16 protein-coding genes and 1 other annotated feature are annotated in these 17,648 nt (G+C 47.4%); of the genes, 5 read left to right on the forward strand and 11 right to left on the reverse strand.

Annotated elements, in window-relative coordinates; all coding sequences use genetic code 11:
• Positions 1-5: 5 nt before the first annotated feature.
• The 4 genes from paaC to LCM10_RS13845 form a co-directional block, all read right to left on the reverse strand.
• Positions 6-824 (reverse strand): 1,2-phenylacetyl-CoA epoxidase subunit PaaC, encoded by an 819-nt coding sequence (gene paaC / locus LCM10_RS13830; protein WP_224876854.1) that lies wholly within the window; start codon positions 822-824, stop codon positions 6-8.
• Positions 821-1,177 (reverse strand): 1,2-phenylacetyl-CoA epoxidase subunit PaaB, encoded by a 357-nt coding sequence (gene paaB / locus LCM10_RS13835; RefSeq protein ID WP_224876855.1) that lies wholly within the window; start codon positions 1,175-1,177, stop codon positions 821-823. Before paaB ends, paaC begins: the two co-directional genes overlap by 4 nt.
• Before the next feature lie 15 nt (positions 1,178-1,192).
• Positions 1,193-2,161 (reverse strand): 1,2-phenylacetyl-CoA epoxidase subunit PaaA, encoded by a 969-nt coding sequence (paaA, locus tag LCM10_RS13840; RefSeq protein ID WP_224876856.1) that lies wholly within the window; start codon positions 2,159-2,161, stop codon positions 1,193-1,195.
• Positions 2,162-2,234: 73 nt separating this feature from the next.
• Positions 2,235-3,560 carry a phenylacetate--CoA ligase family protein gene (locus LCM10_RS13845; protein WP_224876857.1) on the reverse strand — a complete coding sequence of 442 codons (1,326 nt, stop codon included), beginning with the start codon at positions 3,558-3,560 and terminating at the stop codon, positions 2,235-2,237.
• A 229-nt stretch (positions 3,561-3,789) separates the two neighbouring features.
• On the opposite strand from LCM10_RS13845, the gene LCM10_RS13850 reads away from it, so the two are divergent.
• Positions 3,790-4,500 carry a GntR family transcriptional regulator gene (locus LCM10_RS13850; RefSeq protein ID WP_224876858.1) on the forward strand — a complete coding sequence of 237 codons (711 nt, stop codon included), beginning with the start codon at positions 3,790-3,792 and terminating at the stop codon, positions 4,498-4,500.
• A 485-nt stretch (positions 4,501-4,985) separates the two neighbouring features.
• Here the strand turns inward: LCM10_RS13850 and LCM10_RS13855 are convergent, their stop codons facing one another.
• Positions 4,986-6,542 (reverse strand): ABC-F family ATP-binding cassette domain-containing protein, encoded by a 1,557-nt coding sequence (locus tag LCM10_RS13855; RefSeq protein ID WP_224876859.1) that lies wholly within the window; start codon positions 6,540-6,542, stop codon positions 4,986-4,988.
• A 114-nt stretch (positions 6,543-6,656) separates the two neighbouring features.
• Positions 6,657-7,772, reverse strand: coding sequence for an NAD(P)/FAD-dependent oxidoreductase (locus LCM10_RS13860; RefSeq protein WP_224876860.1), 1,116 nt, complete (start codon positions 7,770-7,772; stop codon positions 6,657-6,659).
• 179 nt (positions 7,773-7,951) lie between these two features.
• Positions 7,952-8,160 (forward strand) — a binding site (T-box leader).
• A gap of 70 nt (positions 8,161-8,230) precedes the next feature.
• On the opposite strand from LCM10_RS13860, the gene LCM10_RS13865 reads away from it, so the two are divergent.
• Positions 8,231-9,574, forward strand: a complete 1,344-nt coding sequence (locus LCM10_RS13865) for a sodium-dependent transporter (RefSeq protein ID WP_224876861.1) — start codon at positions 8,231-8,233, stop codon at positions 9,572-9,574.
• An 87-nt stretch (positions 9,575-9,661) separates the two neighbouring features.
• Here LCM10_RS13865 and LCM10_RS13870 read toward each other — a convergent pair whose 3' ends face one another.
• Positions 9,662-10,132, reverse strand: coding sequence for a superoxide dismutase family protein (locus LCM10_RS13870; RefSeq protein WP_224876981.1), 471 nt, complete (start codon positions 10,130-10,132; stop codon positions 9,662-9,664).
• A 604-nt stretch (positions 10,133-10,736) separates the two neighbouring features.
• Here LCM10_RS13870 and LCM10_RS13875 point away from each other — a divergent pair.
• A complete protein-coding gene (locus LCM10_RS13875) occupies positions 10,737-11,699 on the forward strand; it encodes a S8 family peptidase (RefSeq protein WP_224876862.1) in 963 nt (320 codons plus the stop codon).
• An 84-nt stretch (positions 11,700-11,783) separates the two neighbouring features.
• Here LCM10_RS13875 and LCM10_RS13880 read toward each other — a convergent pair whose 3' ends face one another.
• Positions 11,784-12,029, reverse strand: a complete 246-nt coding sequence (locus tag LCM10_RS13880) for a YkuS family protein (protein WP_224876863.1) — start codon at positions 12,027-12,029, stop codon at positions 11,784-11,786.
• A gap of 119 nt (positions 12,030-12,148) precedes the next feature.
• Positions 12,149-12,304, reverse strand: coding sequence for a hypothetical protein (locus LCM10_RS13885; protein ID WP_224876864.1), 156 nt, complete (start codon positions 12,302-12,304; stop codon positions 12,149-12,151).
• Positions 12,305-12,513: 209 nt separating this feature from the next.
• On the opposite strand from LCM10_RS13885, the gene LCM10_RS13890 reads away from it, so the two are divergent.
• A complete protein-coding gene (locus LCM10_RS13890) occupies positions 12,514-12,948 on the forward strand; it encodes a ferritin-like domain-containing protein (RefSeq protein ID WP_224876865.1) in 435 nt (144 codons plus the stop codon).
• A gap of 170 nt (positions 12,949-13,118) precedes the next feature.
• Here the strand turns inward: LCM10_RS13890 and LCM10_RS13895 are convergent, their stop codons facing one another.
• The gene (locus LCM10_RS13895; RefSeq protein ID WP_224876866.1) at positions 13,119-15,395 is read right to left on the reverse strand and encodes an ATP-dependent DNA helicase; all 2,277 of its coding nucleotides are present in this window, start codon (positions 15,393-15,395) and stop codon (positions 13,119-13,121) included.
• Positions 15,396-15,529: 134 nt separating this feature from the next.
• Here LCM10_RS13895 and LCM10_RS13900 point away from each other — a divergent pair, with 134 nt between their 5' ends.
• On the forward strand, positions 15,530-16,132 hold the full coding sequence (locus tag LCM10_RS13900; protein ID WP_224876867.1) for a YczE/YyaS/YitT family protein: 603 nt from the start codon (positions 15,530-15,532) through the stop codon (positions 16,130-16,132).
• Positions 16,133-16,266: 134 nt separating this feature from the next.
• On the opposite strand, the gene LCM10_RS13905 is transcribed toward LCM10_RS13900, so the two are convergent.
• Positions 16,267-17,550, reverse strand: a complete 1,284-nt coding sequence (locus LCM10_RS13905; protein WP_224876868.1) for an ATP-binding protein — start codon at positions 17,548-17,550, stop codon at positions 16,267-16,269.
• Positions 17,551-17,648 lie beyond the last annotated feature (98 nt).

A 17,648-nucleotide genomic window follows, 5' to 3' on the forward strand; every position in this document is an offset into this window, starting at 1 on the left:
ACCCTTTACCAGGTTGCTGCAGGATCTGTGTTATACACTTCGCTGAGGGTAGACAGCGCTTGATTAAGGTCGGCTGTATGCTCCCCTTTGCGGCCATCCCCTTTTTTCATATCAATCTTTGGAGGAAATGATAGATTGGAAGCTTGAAAGACTGGCTTTAACGCCAGTTCCCAGCGTTTCTTCAGATTCTCTTCGCCTTCGATCAACCCCATGGCTTCCATCTCTTTTCCAGATGGACCAAGAGAGAGAACCCCTTGGAACTCGTCCAGTACCCGATCCATCGCTTCCTTCATTCTCACCGGTGCTTCACCACCAGCGTTCACCAGCTGCAGAAACCATGTTTTCCAATGAAGCAGATGGTAATATAATTCTGTATTGATTTTGATGGCAAGCTGCGCGAGCGGCTCATACGAAGAATTTTTCAGCGAATCGATCCGGACCTTTTTGGCTACGCTGTAAAAATAATGCCTCACAACGGCAAATGCCCAATCGTAGCGGGGTTCGGTCAAATAATCCCCCGGCCCGTTCACTTCCTCCAAGAGGATCGCATTGCGTCTTTCTGACGGAGTACGGGCATGGGCCAGTGAGTCGGCACTGCCTTCCCCCAATTCTTCAAGTAGCTGATAATACATGGTCGCATGCCCCATCGTATCCTGATTGATCGAGGAATAGGCGACATCCTCTTCAATATGGGGGGCGAGCCCAAGCCATTCAGACCCCCGGTATGCAAGGATGAAATCATCATCCGCTAATTGGTATAGAAGGTCCAGGACCGCTTTTTTATACTGGTCGTTCGGCATTTCTTCTGGGCTTTTTATGATCATTTCTTCTTCACCAACTCTCCCCAGGACATGATTTCCTTCTCATCGAGCATTTCCTGCTCGTATTGACGCCACTTTTTCTTCAAGTATCCATATCCTTTTGCATTTCTGTAGTCTTTGTTATCAAGGCGCTTGACGCTTTCCCTTTCTTCAGGCGTCATTATTCTGAGGTCCGATCGTTTCACGACCCATATGTCCGCTACCGGTTCCCTTCTCATGAAATTCTCCTGCGCCATCACCATTGCGAGTTCATGATTCGGGGCAAGCAAACTGAATTGATGCTGCATCTGTGCTCCGTCCGAACGCCTGCTGAATACTTCAAACTCCTGGTAAAAATTCTGTCCCTTATCAGACATCTGCCTCATCCCTTTCTAACCCACTTTTCCGCTTGGACTCAGTGCTTCGCGTACCCAGGCGTTATTGTCATAAGAAAGTTCCCGGAGGCGGAGACGTTCTTTCGATTTCGGTCCGTTATTGCGAATGATCTCCTTGAACCTGTTCCAATCGGGCTGCTTATAGACCCAAAGCTCCTGTTCTTCATCGTAATACATTGTTTCGTCGGGTAGCTTCAGTCCGAGCGACAACATCCTCGGCACATACTTTGTAAAAAAGTCCTGGCGAAGCTGTTCATTCGTTTTGGTCCTGATTTTATATTTAATGGTGATATCCTGCTTGGAAGATCCGGTTGTTTTTGCATCAGCCGGGCCGAAGAACATGAGAAGTGCCTCCCACCAGCGGTCGATTGCATCCTGTACGAGCGCTTTTTGCTCGTCGGTCCCTTCGGCGAGTGCCATGATGATCGCTTCACCATGCTGCGCGTGGAACACTTCCTCCGCACAGATCCGCTTTAGCGCACGGGCATAGGGACCATAGGACGCGCCGAGCATATTCGTCTGAGAAATGATGGCGGCACCGTCGACCAGCCAGCCAATCAGACCCGCGTCCCCCCATGTCGGTGCTTCCATATGAAAGACGTTATGGAACTTCAAATCCCCGGAGAACAAGTCCCTCATGATATGTTCCCGCGTCTTTCCGTAAGGTTTCATCAAGTCCTCTGCCACACGGAGAAGGAGCTGACCGTGTCCCATCTCGTCCTGGACCTTCGCCATGATGCCGAGCTTCCTTCTGAGTGATGGGGCTTTCGGCACCCACTCCTTCTCGGGGAGGGCCCCCATGATTTCACTGATCCCGTGCATCGAAATCAATTTGATCAATGCATTCCGGTACTCATCCGGCATCCAGTCGTCTGCCTCGATTTTCTCGTCCTGTTCGATTTTTTTCATAAAACGTGCCATCTGCTCTTCTTCCGTCAACTGCTCATTTCCTGCTATATTTGTCATTGCTCTGCCTCCTTCATCACGCTGTCAATACGCTTGCCCTCCTATATGTAATAGGTTTTCCGGGCAAAAAAATTTATGGAAGAACCGCTTCTTCACGAAGATCGACGATTCTGATTGCTTTTCCTTCCGAACGCGGTATTTCCCTTGGCGCCCTAACTTTCACATCCATCGACACAAGGCATCCATTCTTCATCAGCCTCTGTACCTTCGAGGTCAATTCATGGACTTTTTCATGATGGATATCACCCGTTATCCCTGCAAAATACTCCGGGCTGACTTCTACGTGAAGCTCCACCGTATCAAGTGCCCCCTTCTTCCTTACGTGCAATTGATAGTGCGGGGCAAGTTCATCCAATCCGAGAAGATGATGCTCCATTTCAGAAGGGAATACGTTCACGCCCCTGATGATGAGCATGTCATCCACACGTCCTTTCACCCTGGACATCTTCACCGTCGTCCTCCCGCAGGCGCATGTTCCATGCCTGATGGAAGCGATATCCCCCGTTCGGTATCTAATGATCGGGAAAGCTTCTTTCGTCAAACTCGTAAACACGAGCTCACCCGTTTCTCCATCGGGCACAGGTTCCAATGTATCCGGATCGATGACTTCTGCAAGGAAGTGATCCTCCGCGATATGAAGGCCGTCCTGGGCCTCCGGGCATTCCATCGCAACACCGGGTCCGATGACCTCACTCAGCCCGTAAATATCGCATGCTTTGATCCCGAGGATCCCTTCAAGCGTTTCCCTCATCTTATCGGACCAAGGTTCTGCGCCGAAGATTCCCACTTCAAGTGAAAGCGCTGCTGGATCCTTGCCCTGCGCCTCGATTGTTTCCGCCAGATTCAACACATAAGAAGGCGTACCGCATATGACGGTAGGCTTAAAATCCTCAATCAGGGTGATTTGCCGGTCCATATTCCCTCCTGATACAGGCACTGTGATCATTCCGAGTTTTTCACTGCCGTAATGCAGTCCCAGACCACCGGTGAACAATCCATATCCATACGCATTGTGCAGTACGCTTCCTGGTCTTCCGCCTGCCATCGCAATCGCCCTGGCAACAAGATCGCCCCACAGATCGATATCATTCCGGGTGTACCCGACGACCGTAGGCTTCCCGCTCGTCCCGGAAGAAGCATGGACCCTGACCATCTCTTCCCTTTTGACCGCGAACATGCCAAACGGATAATGAGCCCTGAGATCCGCCTTTGTTGTAAGCGGTAACATTTTTATGTCCTCCAAAGACTGTAGATCTTCCGGATGCAGATTTCTCTGTTCGAAATGATTTCGGTAGAAAGGAACGGAATGATAGACGGAGTTGACCGTCCGCCTGAGCCGTTCAAGCTGAAGGCTTTCCATTTGATCTCGACCGGCTGTTTCAATCTCATGCAAAATCAATTTCAGCACCCCCAGTGATTCACATTATTTTTATATAACGTTATTTACTCGTATATTAAAAAACGTGTCATACTTAACTAATCACAAGATAACGTCTTTATGGCAAATTGTCAATATATTTTCAGAAAATTTCATCTTCTAACCCAGTGACTTTCTGTCGACAGGTGCGCTCGTTGACAAAATAAAAAGAATTTTTGGCTTTTGCATTTTTTCGGCTATCATATGAGTAATGAAACTGATCGAATGGGTGATGAACGTGAAGAAAAAAGACACCGCAGAATACAAAGTATACCGGCAATTGAAGGATGCCTTGTTAGCAAGGAGAATCGCTCCCGGCACCCAGCTTGTCGAAAAGACGATCTCAGAATCCATGTACGTCAGCAGGACCCCCATCAGACAGGCCCTGAAGCGCCTCGAACAGGAAGGGCTCGTCCAGAACATACCGAATCGGGGCGCGTTTGTCGTACACCCGACCAAGGACGAAATCACCTCCTTTTTCGAAATGAGGAAGGAACTCGAATTCCTGGCGGTGAAATACGGGCTGCCGAAAGTGAGAAAGTCCGACATTGCCAAACTGCACACCTTTCTTGAAATGGAACTGGAAACGTATGAGCAAAAAGACCTTCCCGCATATGTCGAACTGAATAAACAATTCCACCTTTTCCTGGCCGAAGTCAGCGGAAACAAATTCCTGATCCGCTATATGGACGAAATGCTCACACAATCCAATGTGTACCTATTCCTTTTCGACGTCTTCTATCACGTTGAACCCGGAGAAAACGTCCGTTTCCGGGAACATGAAGAAATGGTCAAAGCCATCGAAAACCATGATCACAAGACACTGCTTGAATTGATCGACCTTCATATGAAGCATAGCTTCGATGATCTGCGGCTGGATGATCATGGGTATTCCTCTTTGGAGGATGTGCTGGTGGATTGAATCATGTTGTTCGGGGGTGTTTCTGCGGGCGGGTGGACCTGCTTTTGCCCGTTTGGTGGGAGAGTTTCTTTCGAAGTTGTTTCTGCTGATTGGGTGGGAATGTATTAAGGCTTCGTGAACACAAGATTCCCGATTGAGACAACCTGAGGGCTGTTTTTGCAATGAGATTGCACGGTGATAGTCTAATTTGGATGAATTTATTTTAATAAAGCGGTAGTAAGAACGAGTTAGACTGGTTGGGAAGGTCGAGTGTAGTACTGGATCGGCATTTATGCTCCTTTTCGGGAATTTATGATCCTTTTTCAGGATTTATGCTCCAAATTAGAATTTTATGCTCCTAATCCAGGATTTATGCTCCTATTTTCAAATTTATGATCTATTAAGAATTATTCTAATTAACACCGCAGTCCCTGCCCCCCACTAACCCCAACCCTATACTCTCAAAAAAACTCCCCCAGATCCAATCCGGGGGAGTTTCATCAAAATTAAAACAATTTCGTCGTCCACGACTCACAGTTCCAAACTTCAGTCGCTACGTCGTTGTAGAATTCAGGTTCGTGACTGATCAGGAGGACGGTGCCTTTGTATGCCTTCAAGGCACGTTTGAGTTCTTCTTTCGCTTCGACATCCAAGTGGTTGGTCGGCTCGTCGAATACGAGGACGTTGGTTTCTTTGTTCATGAGTTTACATAGGCGGACCTTGGCTTTTTCCCCACCGCTCAGCACTTCGACCTTGCTTTCGATGTGCTTTGTGGTCAATCCGCATTTTGCAAGGGCTGCACGCACTTCAGCCTGATTGAAGGACGGGAACTCGTTCCATACTTCTTCAATGCACGTGTTGTAATTTTGTGTCTTGATTTCCTGCTCGAAGTAACCGATGTGCAGGTAATCCCCTAACTCGACGGATCCTGAGATTGGACGGATTTCACCCAGGATGCTTCTGAGCAGGGTCGTTTTCCCGATTCCATTTGCTCCGGAAAGCGCGATTTTCTGTCCGCGTTCCATCTTCAGGTTCAGTGGTTTTGAAAGCGGCGTATCGTATCCGATGACAAGATCCTTCGTTTCGAAAATGACACGGCCGGCCGTTCTTGCCATTTTAAAATTGAATTCCGGCTTCGGCTTTTCGGCGGCCAGTTCGATGACGTCCATCTTATCAAGCTTCTTCTGGCGGGACATCGCCATGTTACGGGTAGATACCCGCGCTTTATTTCGTGCCACAAAGTCCTTCAGATCCTTCATTTCCTGCTGTTGCTTTTTATAGGCGGCTTCCAGCTGCTGCTTTTTCATCTCATGGACTTTTTTGAATTCATGGTAATCGCCGGCATAGCGGTTCAATTCCTGATTTTCCATGTGATAAATAAGATTGATGACGCTATTCAAGAATGGGATATCATGTGAGATCAGGATAAATGCATTTTCATAGTCCTGAAGATATCTTTTCAACCATTCGATATGCTGCTCATCAAGATAGTTGGTCGGCTCATCCAGAAGCAAAATGTCCGGCTTTTCGAGTAAAAGCTTGGCGAGCAGGACCTTTGTTCGTTGTCCGCCGCTCAAGTCGTGGACATCCTTGTCCAACCCGATATCATCGAGACCAAGCCCGCGTCCGATTTCTTCCACCTTCGCATCGATGATGTAGAAATCATTATTCGTCAATGCGTCTTGAAGGGTGCCCGTCTCTTCAAGCAGTTCTTCAAGCTCTTCTGGGGATGCATCACCCATTTTTCCGAAAAGCTCGTTCATTTCAGCTTCCATGTCAAAAAGATATTGAAAGGCCGTTTTCAACACATCACGGATCGACATGCCCTGTTTCAGCTCTGCATGCTGATCCAAGTATCCGATTCGGATGCGCTTTGCCCATTCCACTTTTCCTTCATCCGGCTCAAGCTTTCCGGTGATGATGTTCATGAAGGTCGATTTCCCTTCTCCATTCGCACCGATCAATCCGATATGCTCGCCTTTGAGCAAACGGAAAGAGACGTCATTGAATATGGCACGGTCTCCGAAACCGTGCGTCAAATTTTTAACAGATAATAAACTCATATGTGACTACACCTTTTCTATATGAATTAAAGTATTTTTACCATTTTGCACTACTCTATTATAAAGGTCCCGGACCTCAGATGATAGAGGAAAATCATGAATGCCGGATCAGGGTTACCCGATGGCATCCACCACATTATAGTCCTCAGGATCGAGTTCCGTTGCTTCCCCCATGACAAGCTTCGCAAGTTCCGAACCAAGATAAGGACCTGAAGTCAAGCCTGAAGCCCCGAGTCCGTTCGCGGTGTATACGCCACCGAGTCCCGGCACCGCTCCGAACACCGGTAGGAATCCGGGCGTGAATGGGCGGAAGCCGACTCTTGCTTCCAACACCTCACAACCAGCAATGCCAGGAGCTGTTTCCATCGCTTTATGCAGTACTTCATTCATCCCGCCGGCCGTCACCCTACTGTCGAAGCCCGCTTCGTCTTCATGGGTCGCACCGGCCACTACTTTCCCACCGGGGAAGCCAAGGAGATATTGGCTTCCAGGGGGAATGACGACTGGCCATCGACCCGTTTCTCCATCCATTACTCCCAGGTGTAAGATCTGCGCTTTCTGAGGGGAAACAAGAAAGTCGACGCCGGCTCCAGCAAATAGCTCTTTCGCCCACACTCCTGCCGTGACGATGACTTTATCCGCTTCGAGGGTTTCTTCCCCGACCTTCACGGCCGAAACCGTATGATCCCCTTTCACAAGTCTCGCCTCTCCGTTCCGGAATTCGATTCCATTCTTTTCTGCCGCACGGATCAACGCATCGCGAAGTGCCCTACCATCGACTCTTGCAGCACCGCTCACATGGACAGAAACAAGCTCTTCTCCCAATAACGGAAACATCTCCTTCGTTTCCGCAGCCGTCAGCTTTTTGATGTCCCCCATCTCGGGTGCATCTTCCCTTCGCTTCAATGCCCGTTCAATCATCTTATCCAGTTTTTTCTCATCATGGTGAAGACTCAGCGCCCCTACACGCTTGTAGCCTGTTTCGGTTTCACCCAATCTTTCAAGCTCTTCAATCAGCCCTGGATAAAATTTCGCACCGCCCTTCGCGAGCCGGTACCAGATTTTATTCCGTCGTTGGGACAGCCACGGACAGACGATCCCGGCCGCGGCATCCGTTGCCTGCCCCTTATCTTTCCTGTCCACAAGCGTTACGTGGACATCTTTTTCACTAAGATGATAGGCAGTCGATGCCCCGAGGATGCCTGCACCGATGACAATGATTCGTTCCATTTCAAACACCTTTTTCCGTTCTTATTTTCTTTCAGATTCTTTTAGCTATTTTACAAGAGATAGAACCCAGAAACAATGCAGGGTTGCAACCGCTTCACGAAAGAATGCCTATCATTGTAAATTCGAAATTTATTGACAAGTTCTTTTGTTTCATGATAAAAATTGTATAACCTAATATTGAACAAGCTTTGAAGGAAACCAGTAGCAGACATTTCCCTGTTGAAGAGAGCCGGTGGTTGGTGAGAATCGGTGCAAATATGTCGGGCGAATTTCGATTCCCGAGCTTCTTTTGACGAGATCAAAAGACGGCACAGCCGTTATGTATTCAAGTGATGAGACTCTGTTCTCATAACTAGGGTGGTACCGCGATATCCAAATCGTCCCTACGCATAGTAGGGGCGATTTTTTTGTTTTCAAAGCGGGATCGTACATTTTTTAGTAAAGAAAGGAGATTGAATATGAGTCAGCGTGAACAATGGTCATCTAAACTTGGTTTCATCCTTGCGGCAGCAGGTTCTGCAATCGGACTCGGGGCAATTTGGAAGTTCCCCTACACCGCAGGTCAAAATGGAGGCGGAGCCTTTTTCCTGATCTTTATCCTATTTACCTTACTACTCGGCCTTCCATTATTGCTTGCAGAGTTTTCAATCGGCCGGACTGCGCAAAGTAACGCCGTCGATTCATACAGAAGAATCGCACCAAACTCCAAATGGCACTGGGTCGGGATCCTCGGGATGGTCACTTCATTCATCCTCTTATCCTTCTACAGTGTCGTCGGCGGATGGATTGTGGCGTATTTGTATAAAGCGGTCACCGGGGGAATGAATGGCCTCACCTCCGAACAATACGGGGAGCTCTTCGGGGCAACGATTTCAAATCCTGGATTGAGTATCTTCGTTCAATTCATCTTTATCCTGATGACGATCCTAGTCGTTGCGAGAGGGGTACAGAACGGGATCGAACGGGCAAGCAAGATCATGATGCCTGCATTATTCTTATTGTTCATCATCCTTGTGATCCGTGCTGTCACCCTTGATGGTGCAATGGAAGGGATCTCCTTCCTGCTTCAACCGGACTTTTCCAAAGTGACCTCCCAAACGATACTGGAGGCAATGGGGCAATCATTCTTCACCTTGAGTGTCGGGGTTTCCGTCATGGTCACGTACAGTTCTTACTTGCCTAAGAACCAAAGCCTGCCACGTTCGGCAATTTCGATCGTAGCGATGAACATCTTCATCGTTCTCTTGGCCGGATTGGCCGTCTTCCCGGCGGTATTCTCTTTCGGACTCGAGCCGGGTGCAGGTCCTGTCCTGCTATTCAATGTCCTACCGACGGTATTCGACCAGCTGCCGTTCGGGATGCTGTTCTTCATCGCATTCCTTGTGCTGTTCCTGTTTGCAGCCCTGACATCCGCCTTTTCAATGCTAGAGATCATCGTATCCGTCATTGCAAAAGGGGACCAGGCCCGACGCAAGAAATGGTCGTGGATCATCGGACTTGCCATTTTCGTATGCGGGATCCCTTCCGCCTTATCTTATGGGGTCTTATCCGACTTCTTACTATTCGGCAAGACGGTATTCGACTTGGCAGACTACGCAGTGAGCAATGTCCTGCTGCCGATCGGTTCCCTGCTCATCGCCCTTTTCATTCCAATAAAAATGAAAAAGTCGGCGCTTTACGAAGAATTGAAGCGTGGAAGCCGACTGAAGAAGGGACTTTTCGAGCTATGGTACTTCTTGATCAAGTTTGTGGCCCCCCTCCTCATCATCGCCGTTATGCTTGATGTACTGGGAGTGATCTAATCACACGAAGAAGCGGACCTCTATGAAGGAGGTCCGCTTTTCTTTTTTAGTAGGCACTTTATTAAAAAAAAGGATTATTCCCGAACGCTACATCCCATACTTCATGATCACGCCGCAAGCAAGCCGCTTCCCCGCGTCCCCGGAAGGCTGCGATTGAAAGTCATCCGGAGCTTGGTGAATGATGACCCCTTTCCCGATGACATCCTCCACTTTGAACCGATTCGTGAAGAAGGACATTTTGCTATAGCCGTCATTGGAAAACAAAACAGGGAAATCACCCGCATGATTGCCATGGAGCTGCTGATCAGGGTTCCAGTGTCCACCTGCTGACTTGAACGGATCACCCTTATCACCGATTTCACACACGCCCTTTTCATGCAAATGAAATCCATGGGGGCCAACGGGCTTTTTATTTTCGCTTCCCGGTTCATAATTCGGAAGCCCATGCACCTCCACAAAAACCTCCACCCCATTCGGAACATCACGAAAAAACACATATCCATTTATTGCAGGTGCAAGCGGACCTCCCTGAATCATCGCATACGCCATCACAGGCATATTTCGATAGGGAACATATGAATAAGCTGGATAGCCGTATTGGTAATAATTCAACAATGCCTCCCCCTTTGATTTAAGCTTCATTTCCACTTTATGAAAAAAAGGAGAGGTTCATTACTGGTTCTTCCATAGTATTCGTCTGCAATATGAAGGATCCTCGGTGGGGGCGTGCCAGGCACAAATCCAGCTTTTTGTGCCTGGCACAATCCTGCCTTTCTGTGCCTGGCTCAATCTCGCCTCCCTGTGCCTGGCTCAATCCCGCCTCCCTGTGCCTGGCTCAATCCCGCCTCCCTGTGCCTGGCTCAATCCCGCCCTTTTGTGCCTGGCTCAATCCCGCCTGTTTGTGCCTGGCTCAATCCCGCCTCCCTGTGCCTGGCTCAAATCCGCCCTTTTGTGCCTGGCTCAATCCCGCCTTTCTGTGCCTGGCACCCACTCCACCCCCAGAGCTCTCCACCAAACCAAAAGGTATGCCCCCCCAACACCACACACTGGTTTTATTTTCCTATTACGATTTACACTGGAAATCTCGTCCGAAAAATGTTATATTTTCTGAAACTTCAGATTTTTAACATCGTTGCTAAAACCATTTTCAGGAGGGATTGCTATGCAAGGTGAAATCAGGTTGATTCCATATTTCATGAATGAAATGCTGGCTGATGTAAATGAAATTCCTGCAGGCATTGATTTGATCCAAGCTCCAAGTCTTTGGAAAAATGGTTATAAAGGAAATGGGATAACGGTTGCGGTTCTTGATACAGGCTGTGATGTGAATCATCCGGACTTGAAAGGTAGGATCAAAGGCTGTCGAAATTTCACGGATGATGATAACGGTGACGCGGATACTGTGACAGACTACAGCGGACACGGTACGCACGTTTCCGGAACGATTGCCGCCAATGAGGATGGTCAGGGGGTTGCAGGGGTTGCGCCGCTTGCTGAATTACTCATCGTCAAGGTACTGGCAGGTCAAAGGGGAAGTGGACAATATGACTGGATTGTCAACGGAATCCAATATGCAATCGATCAGGGTGTGGACATCATTTCGATGTCACTTGGCGGGCCTTCTGATTACAAGCCGCTTCATGATGTGATAAAAAGGGCGGTCGATGCGAATATTTCGGTTGTTTGCGCAGCGGGGAATGAAGGGGATTCCAACAGTTCCACGGACGAGTTTTCATACCCGGGTTCTTATAATGAAGTCATCGCGGTCGGCTCGATCGATCTTCAACGAAATTCTTCCTACTTCACCAACTCAAATAATGAAGTGGACCTGGTCGCACCGGGTGAGAAGATCCTGTCTACGATACCAGGGGATAAGTTTGCAAAATTGAGCGGTACATCGATGGCTGCACCGCACGTGTCGGGGGCACTTGCCCTCATTAAAGAGTACGAACAGGCGTCCTTCGCTCGGAACCTATCAGAGTCTGAGTTATATGCTCAACTCATCAAACGGACGGTCCCTTTGAATTTCCCAAAAACGCTAGAAGGAAACGGTCTCTTATTCTTGACGGCTCCGGACCTATTAAGGGAGCATATCAGGAATCAACCCCTTGCGTTCATAGGCTGACGTTTGGAACCAAAAAAACAGGACTGCCATCTGGCGGTCCTGTTTCTTTGATCGTTCCTTAGTGATCAGTTTAACGTCATTATACTATTGAAGTCTGCTTTCAACTTGTTGACATACTTCATCTGCACTTAAACCACTTGCTTCAATCACGGACCCTTGAGTCACGGTATTCTGGATGCCCATTACGTTGGAATCCAAACCAGTCACGACACAGCAGTCACAACCTTGTGCGTCTGTTTCCTGTTTAAGCTCCACTACATCATGCCCTTTTGCACGCAATGCCTCAACCACGTTTGTTAAAGATTCTTCTACACCAATTCTTCTTGACATGAGTTTATACCTCCTGAATATAAATCGAGCCCACGCTACCCAGTACTTCGGGCATTCGTAGGAGTTTTTCCTTTTCTACTGCTTAGGTTCTTCTTTCATCGAAGAAGATATTCATGATTTTATTTTTTGTTCACTTGCTTTCCACTTTTTTTCTGGCTTTGATTCGGGCTGTTCCCGACTGTGGGATCAGAACCAAACTCCACGTCATTACGTGCTTTTTGCTTTGCAAGCTGTTCAGATGTTTGATCCATACTCTGTCTGCCTTCCTTGGACATCCCTTTCCCTCCCTTCTCTCGCGCATCCATATCTAGGCGATCGGCCGAAGCCATTCGTCTTCTGTTGGGGCGCATTTCTGTTTATATGTTTAGAATCCCCTTTTCGAGGCAAAATATTGATGTTCAATTATTGTCATTCTGTATGTTTACACTATGACTTTGATGGGTAAATAACCTATATAAACAACATAAAAAAGGGTGGTAACATAATGGATGCAAAGAAAAAAGAATTAATTGATGGATTAAATGAAGACCTGGCAAACGAATATGCCGCGGTCATCCTCTACACAAATTACGCTGCCGTGGTCAGCGGTTTATATCGTCAAGTATTAAAGCCTTTCTTCGAAGAGGAAATTCCAGATGAGCAAGGACATGCTCTATACTTAGCGGAAAAAATCAAAACATTAGGCGGAGAGCCTACAACGACTCCCGCTCCTGTCAAGCAGACGGACGATGTAAAGACAATGCTAGAAGAAGGTCGCAAGGCAGAGGCTGATACAATCGAACGCTATAAGAAGCGTAAAGAGCAAGCCGAGGAACTCGGCCTGACTGAACTGGTTATCAAGCTGGAGGACATGATTGCGGACGAAACCCATCACTTAGAAGAGTTCGACCGCTTACTGAAAGACCCTTCATTCAGCTAATCGTTTACTTATAAAGGTACGTCCCTCATTGCTTTAACGCAATGAGGGACGTACCTTGTTTTTATTTGAAGAATAATGCGACCGGCGATCTTATGTATCCACCAAGGAAATCGATCATATTCACGTCCGGATTCAATCACCAATAAGTGCTCCACCCCTATCATCGGCCTTTACCTAATCACCTCAAACGGGGTCCATTCCTCCGGAAGCAGTGAACGATAGGGTGTTTTTAAGTACCGGTCATCAATCAATCGCAGTACGCCTCTGTCCTTTTCTGAACGGATCAGTCTTCCCCCTGACTGGAATACTTTGTTCAAGCCAGGGTATACATAGGCGTAGTCAAACCCATTCTTCCCTTGCCCTTGGTAGAATTCTTTCATCATTTCCTGCTCCAAACCGGGCTGTGGCAGCCCTACACCGACGATTATGACGCCATTTAAGCGATCTCCTTTCAGGTCGATCCCTTCAGAGAATATTCCGCCAAGGACGGCAAGTCCGATGACTCGCTGTTTTTTTTCAGCTTGAAAGCTTTCAAGGAATTCCTCTCTTTCCCTTTCCTTCATATCCGTTTCCTGAACTACAAACTCAGCGTCAAGCGAGTGCCCCAACAGTTCTTCATGAACTTCTCGTAGGTATGCATACGAGGAGAAGAAAACGAGGAAATGTCCCCGGTTGTTTTTGAAGGCATCGACAATCGACTGGACGATCCTTGCCAGTGTCCGTTCCCTGTCCCTGTACCTTGTGGAGATCGGATCGATTTCCACTTTCCATTGTTCTTTTTCAAAAGGGGATGGAATGAGGAAGCGGTAGTCATCCTCATTTCCTCCAAGCTGTTGAAAATAATAGGAAAAAGGGTGGAGCGTCGCCGAGAAGAAGATGGAGGAGTGATACGGTTCGGACCCTCTTGCGATCATCCTGGATGGGTCGATGCAGAAAAGTTTCACCGTCAAATCCTTTCCGGAAGCATCTAATACAAAACGATGTTCGCCTGAGTAGAGCCTAGAGATGCGGACGTAGTGCAGGGCATCAAAATAGAGCTGCATGAATGATTGCGACCACTCCCTTCCTTGCTCACCGAGGCATTTCTCTGCGGTTTCCACGAATGACTCGATGACAGTGGTAAGCTCTCCATCGGCTTCTACATTCCAATCGCCTTCCTTTTTCATTCCTTCTTTCATCAGAATGAAGTGTTTATGGACAGCAGAAATGCTTTTCTGTAAATCCCCTCGTTCCCGATGGAGATCCTTCACTTCGAGGAACGATGACTGACTTAAGGAAGCGGAGAACATCTCTCGTCCCCTGTTCACGAGATTATGTGCTTCATCAACCAGGAGCACCGTCCGTTTCTTGCTTTCATCACTCAATCTTTTTAACGAGACTTTCGGGTCGAATACGTAGTTATAATCACAGATCACGCCATCGACAAGATAAGAAAGGTCGATTGAAAATTCGAATGGACATACTTTATGTTTCAGCGCATAGCGTTCAATCACCTGGCGGGTCATGACTGATTCAAACTTGAGGATATCCATGAGGGCGTCATTGATTCGATCGTAATAGCCGTCTGCAAATTCACAGTACTCTTTTTGGCATCTTGTTTCTTCTTTGAAGCAGATCTTATCTTTTGCCGTGATGGTGACCGAGGTGTGGGATAATCCTTGTTTCTCAAGTTGGGAAAGGGCTTCCTCGGCTACTGTCCGTGTGATGGTTTTCGCTGTCAGATAGAACCACTTTCCGGCTTTTCCTCCGTCCATGCTTTTGATGGCAGGAAACAGGGTCGAAATGGTTTTTCCTGTTCCGGTCGGGGCATTGGCAAAGAGTGTCTTCCCTTCAGAGATTGTTTTATAGACCGCCCCCGCGAGCTGTTTCTGTCCCTTTCTGAATGAGGGGAAAGGAAATGAAACAGTTGGGATACTGTCTTTAAATGCTTTTTGGTTATGTGAAATGATTTTTGCAAATGGTGTAAACGCGATGAGGGTCGTTCTGACGATGTCTTCGAGATCATCGATACTAGCCGTTCGTTCAACTATCTTCACTTGCTCGGTGTCTATTTGGATGTAGGTGAGCTGGATATCAATGGAATCCAGTCTTTTTTGTTTTGCCAGTAAATAGGCATAGCACTCCGCCTGTGCCCAATGAACACGGGAGCCGTCCTCAATCTCATCCAGGTTTCTGGCAGTGGATTTTATTTCATCGATCTTTACTTTTCCGTCATGATATAGAATGCCATCACAACGGCCTTCAAGTACATAATGGATCTCTTCTGAGATGATGTCCCCTTTCAGGAACACCTCTTTTTCATCACCGTCTTTATATCCTTTTTGTATGAGCTGATGAAGCCTCGTTCCAATCGTCATGGAAGAACGTGCTTGAAACCTCAGGTCGATGCTCCCTTCCCTGTGCACGAATTCAACCAGTTCCCTTACGGAGACCTTCACTTTTTCCATACCCTTTCACCCTTCTTTCTTTTAGAGACCTTTGAAAACTAATCATTGAAATCGGAAAAACACTTCTAACCGACCGGGACAACTCATAATCTGGATAGAAGACCAATTTCTCAAGTTGAACGGAGGACCATAGAATGAAAGTAAGATTCGCCTTTTACTGCATCGGACTGGTATGCCTATCTCTAGGAGTCTCATTGATCATCAAAGGGGACCTGGGAGCCGCTCCCTGGGATGCACTGGCCGTAGGGGAATCTTATTTATTTCATCTCAGTATCGGGACATGCATCTTTTTCAACGGGTGCATCCTCATCGTCATCAACGCCCTATTATTAAGGGAGCGGATTCAATGGCTCGCGGCTATCTCAATCTTCATCATTGGCATGCTGGTGGATTTCTGGATCAAAAGCGGCCTATTTTGGGCCGAGCCTTATGGATTTCTGCAACAGCTGGCCTTTGTGCTTATCGGAATACTCATTCTTGGCATTGGCATCGCCATCTATCTCCCTGCCAAACTCCCATCAAGTCCGATGGATACATTCATGATCGCCATTCATCACCGCTTCGGCCTCAATCTGCGGAATGCCCGCCTCCTGAATGAGGCAATTGCGATCACCCTTGCCATGGTCGCCCATGGAGCAGTTGGAATCGGGACTGTCATCGTCGCATGCACGCTCGGTTTCGTCATTCATTTCTTCTATCCTATCACGGAACATATGTACGGTAAATGGGGGATGTAAATGCGGAATGGCTCCCCCCTACGAATGGCCGTCCCCGAACCACCGATTCCGTTCGGTTTTATTGATCACAGCTTCATTCAAAACCATAACTTCCTAAAAAAACACAAAAACACTTAGTTCCACTAAGTGTTTCATTACATCGCATTCTCTTTCCTAACTTCGTTTACTTTCCTTTCAATCGGTATTTGCACGGTCACGGTAGTCCCATTATTTACCTCGCTTTCATAATGCACTACCCCATCCAGTGCCTCCACAATCCTTTTGAAAACACTTGTACCAAGGCCAGTACCGCGGTCTTTGGTTGTAAAGAACAGGGTCCCGATCCGCGAAAGTTCTTCTTTGGTCATCCCTTTACCCGTATCCTGTATAGTGATGATCCCCAGATTCCCTTTCACTTCAACCCCGACAGTCACATTCCCTTGAGACGGGGTGGCTTCAATGGCGTTTTTTATCACATTGATGAATGCCTGTTTCAGTTTGTTCCGATCGGTTTTTAGATAGACATCTTCATTACTGTTTACTTCTAGGTGTACGCCTTCCTTTAGGGCATACGCATTCATTAAGAGAGTGACATCGGTCAGGATTTCCCTCAGGTTCACGTCTTCCACCTTTTCGAATTCAGGCTTGGCAAAATTAAGATAATCATTGATGATCTCCTCTGCCCTTCCCAGTTCACTGAGTACGATCGTCAGATATTCATGATGATCACCTTTCACCTGCTTTTTCATCAATTGCAGGAACCCTTTTACGACGGTTAAGGGGTTTCTCACTTCATGGGCAATGGATGCAGCCAATTCCCCGATGGTGTTCAGTTTTTCTGATTTAATGATTTCTTCCCTCAGGATACTCTTCTCGATCATCCATTCGTTCAGCCTGGCAGCAAGTCCCACCCCCAATACTTGAATGCCTCCGAAGATGAGGACATAGGTCAACATCTCAATATTCCCCGAAAGAGGAATCCCACGGATCAACGAAAACGAAAGCAGGATGCCAAGCATCACAAAAGCAGGCCAGAATCCGAGCAACACGGCAAAGGTGATTCGTTTCTTAGGGGTATATGACCAGAATTTATTGGAGATGAGGAAGGGTAGAAGCCCTGCTAAACATAGACTGATAAACCCAAACAGGAGTGCGTCCCCACCATTAATGATCCGGGCCGCCATGATGAAGACCATGACAATCAGCCCTGCTTTCCTGCCGCCATATAGCATCGACAGCACCAGGGGGATATAGCGGAAGTCCCAAAAGAGCCCAAAGCTCTCATATGCGAAGATCAAACAGGCAAACGCCGCAATACCGTGCAGAATCCCTATGAATACAGGTGACTTCCCTAATCGGTGATGTTCTAATAAAGAGGTCTGAATCAATATTGGAGCTAAGATTATCAATACATGCAATAACAATTTCTCAATAATCATCCTTTTAACTCCCAACAACGAATTATGACATCGGTACTATACTCATACGACATTGAAGGGGGGAATCCCTTTATTTCCTGTCGAGAATTAAATAAAAA

This window comes from Rossellomorea aquimaris (assembly GCF_020171925.1).
Classification (GTDB): Bacteria; Bacillota; Bacilli; order Bacillales; family Bacillaceae_B; genus Rossellomorea; species Rossellomorea aquimaris_F.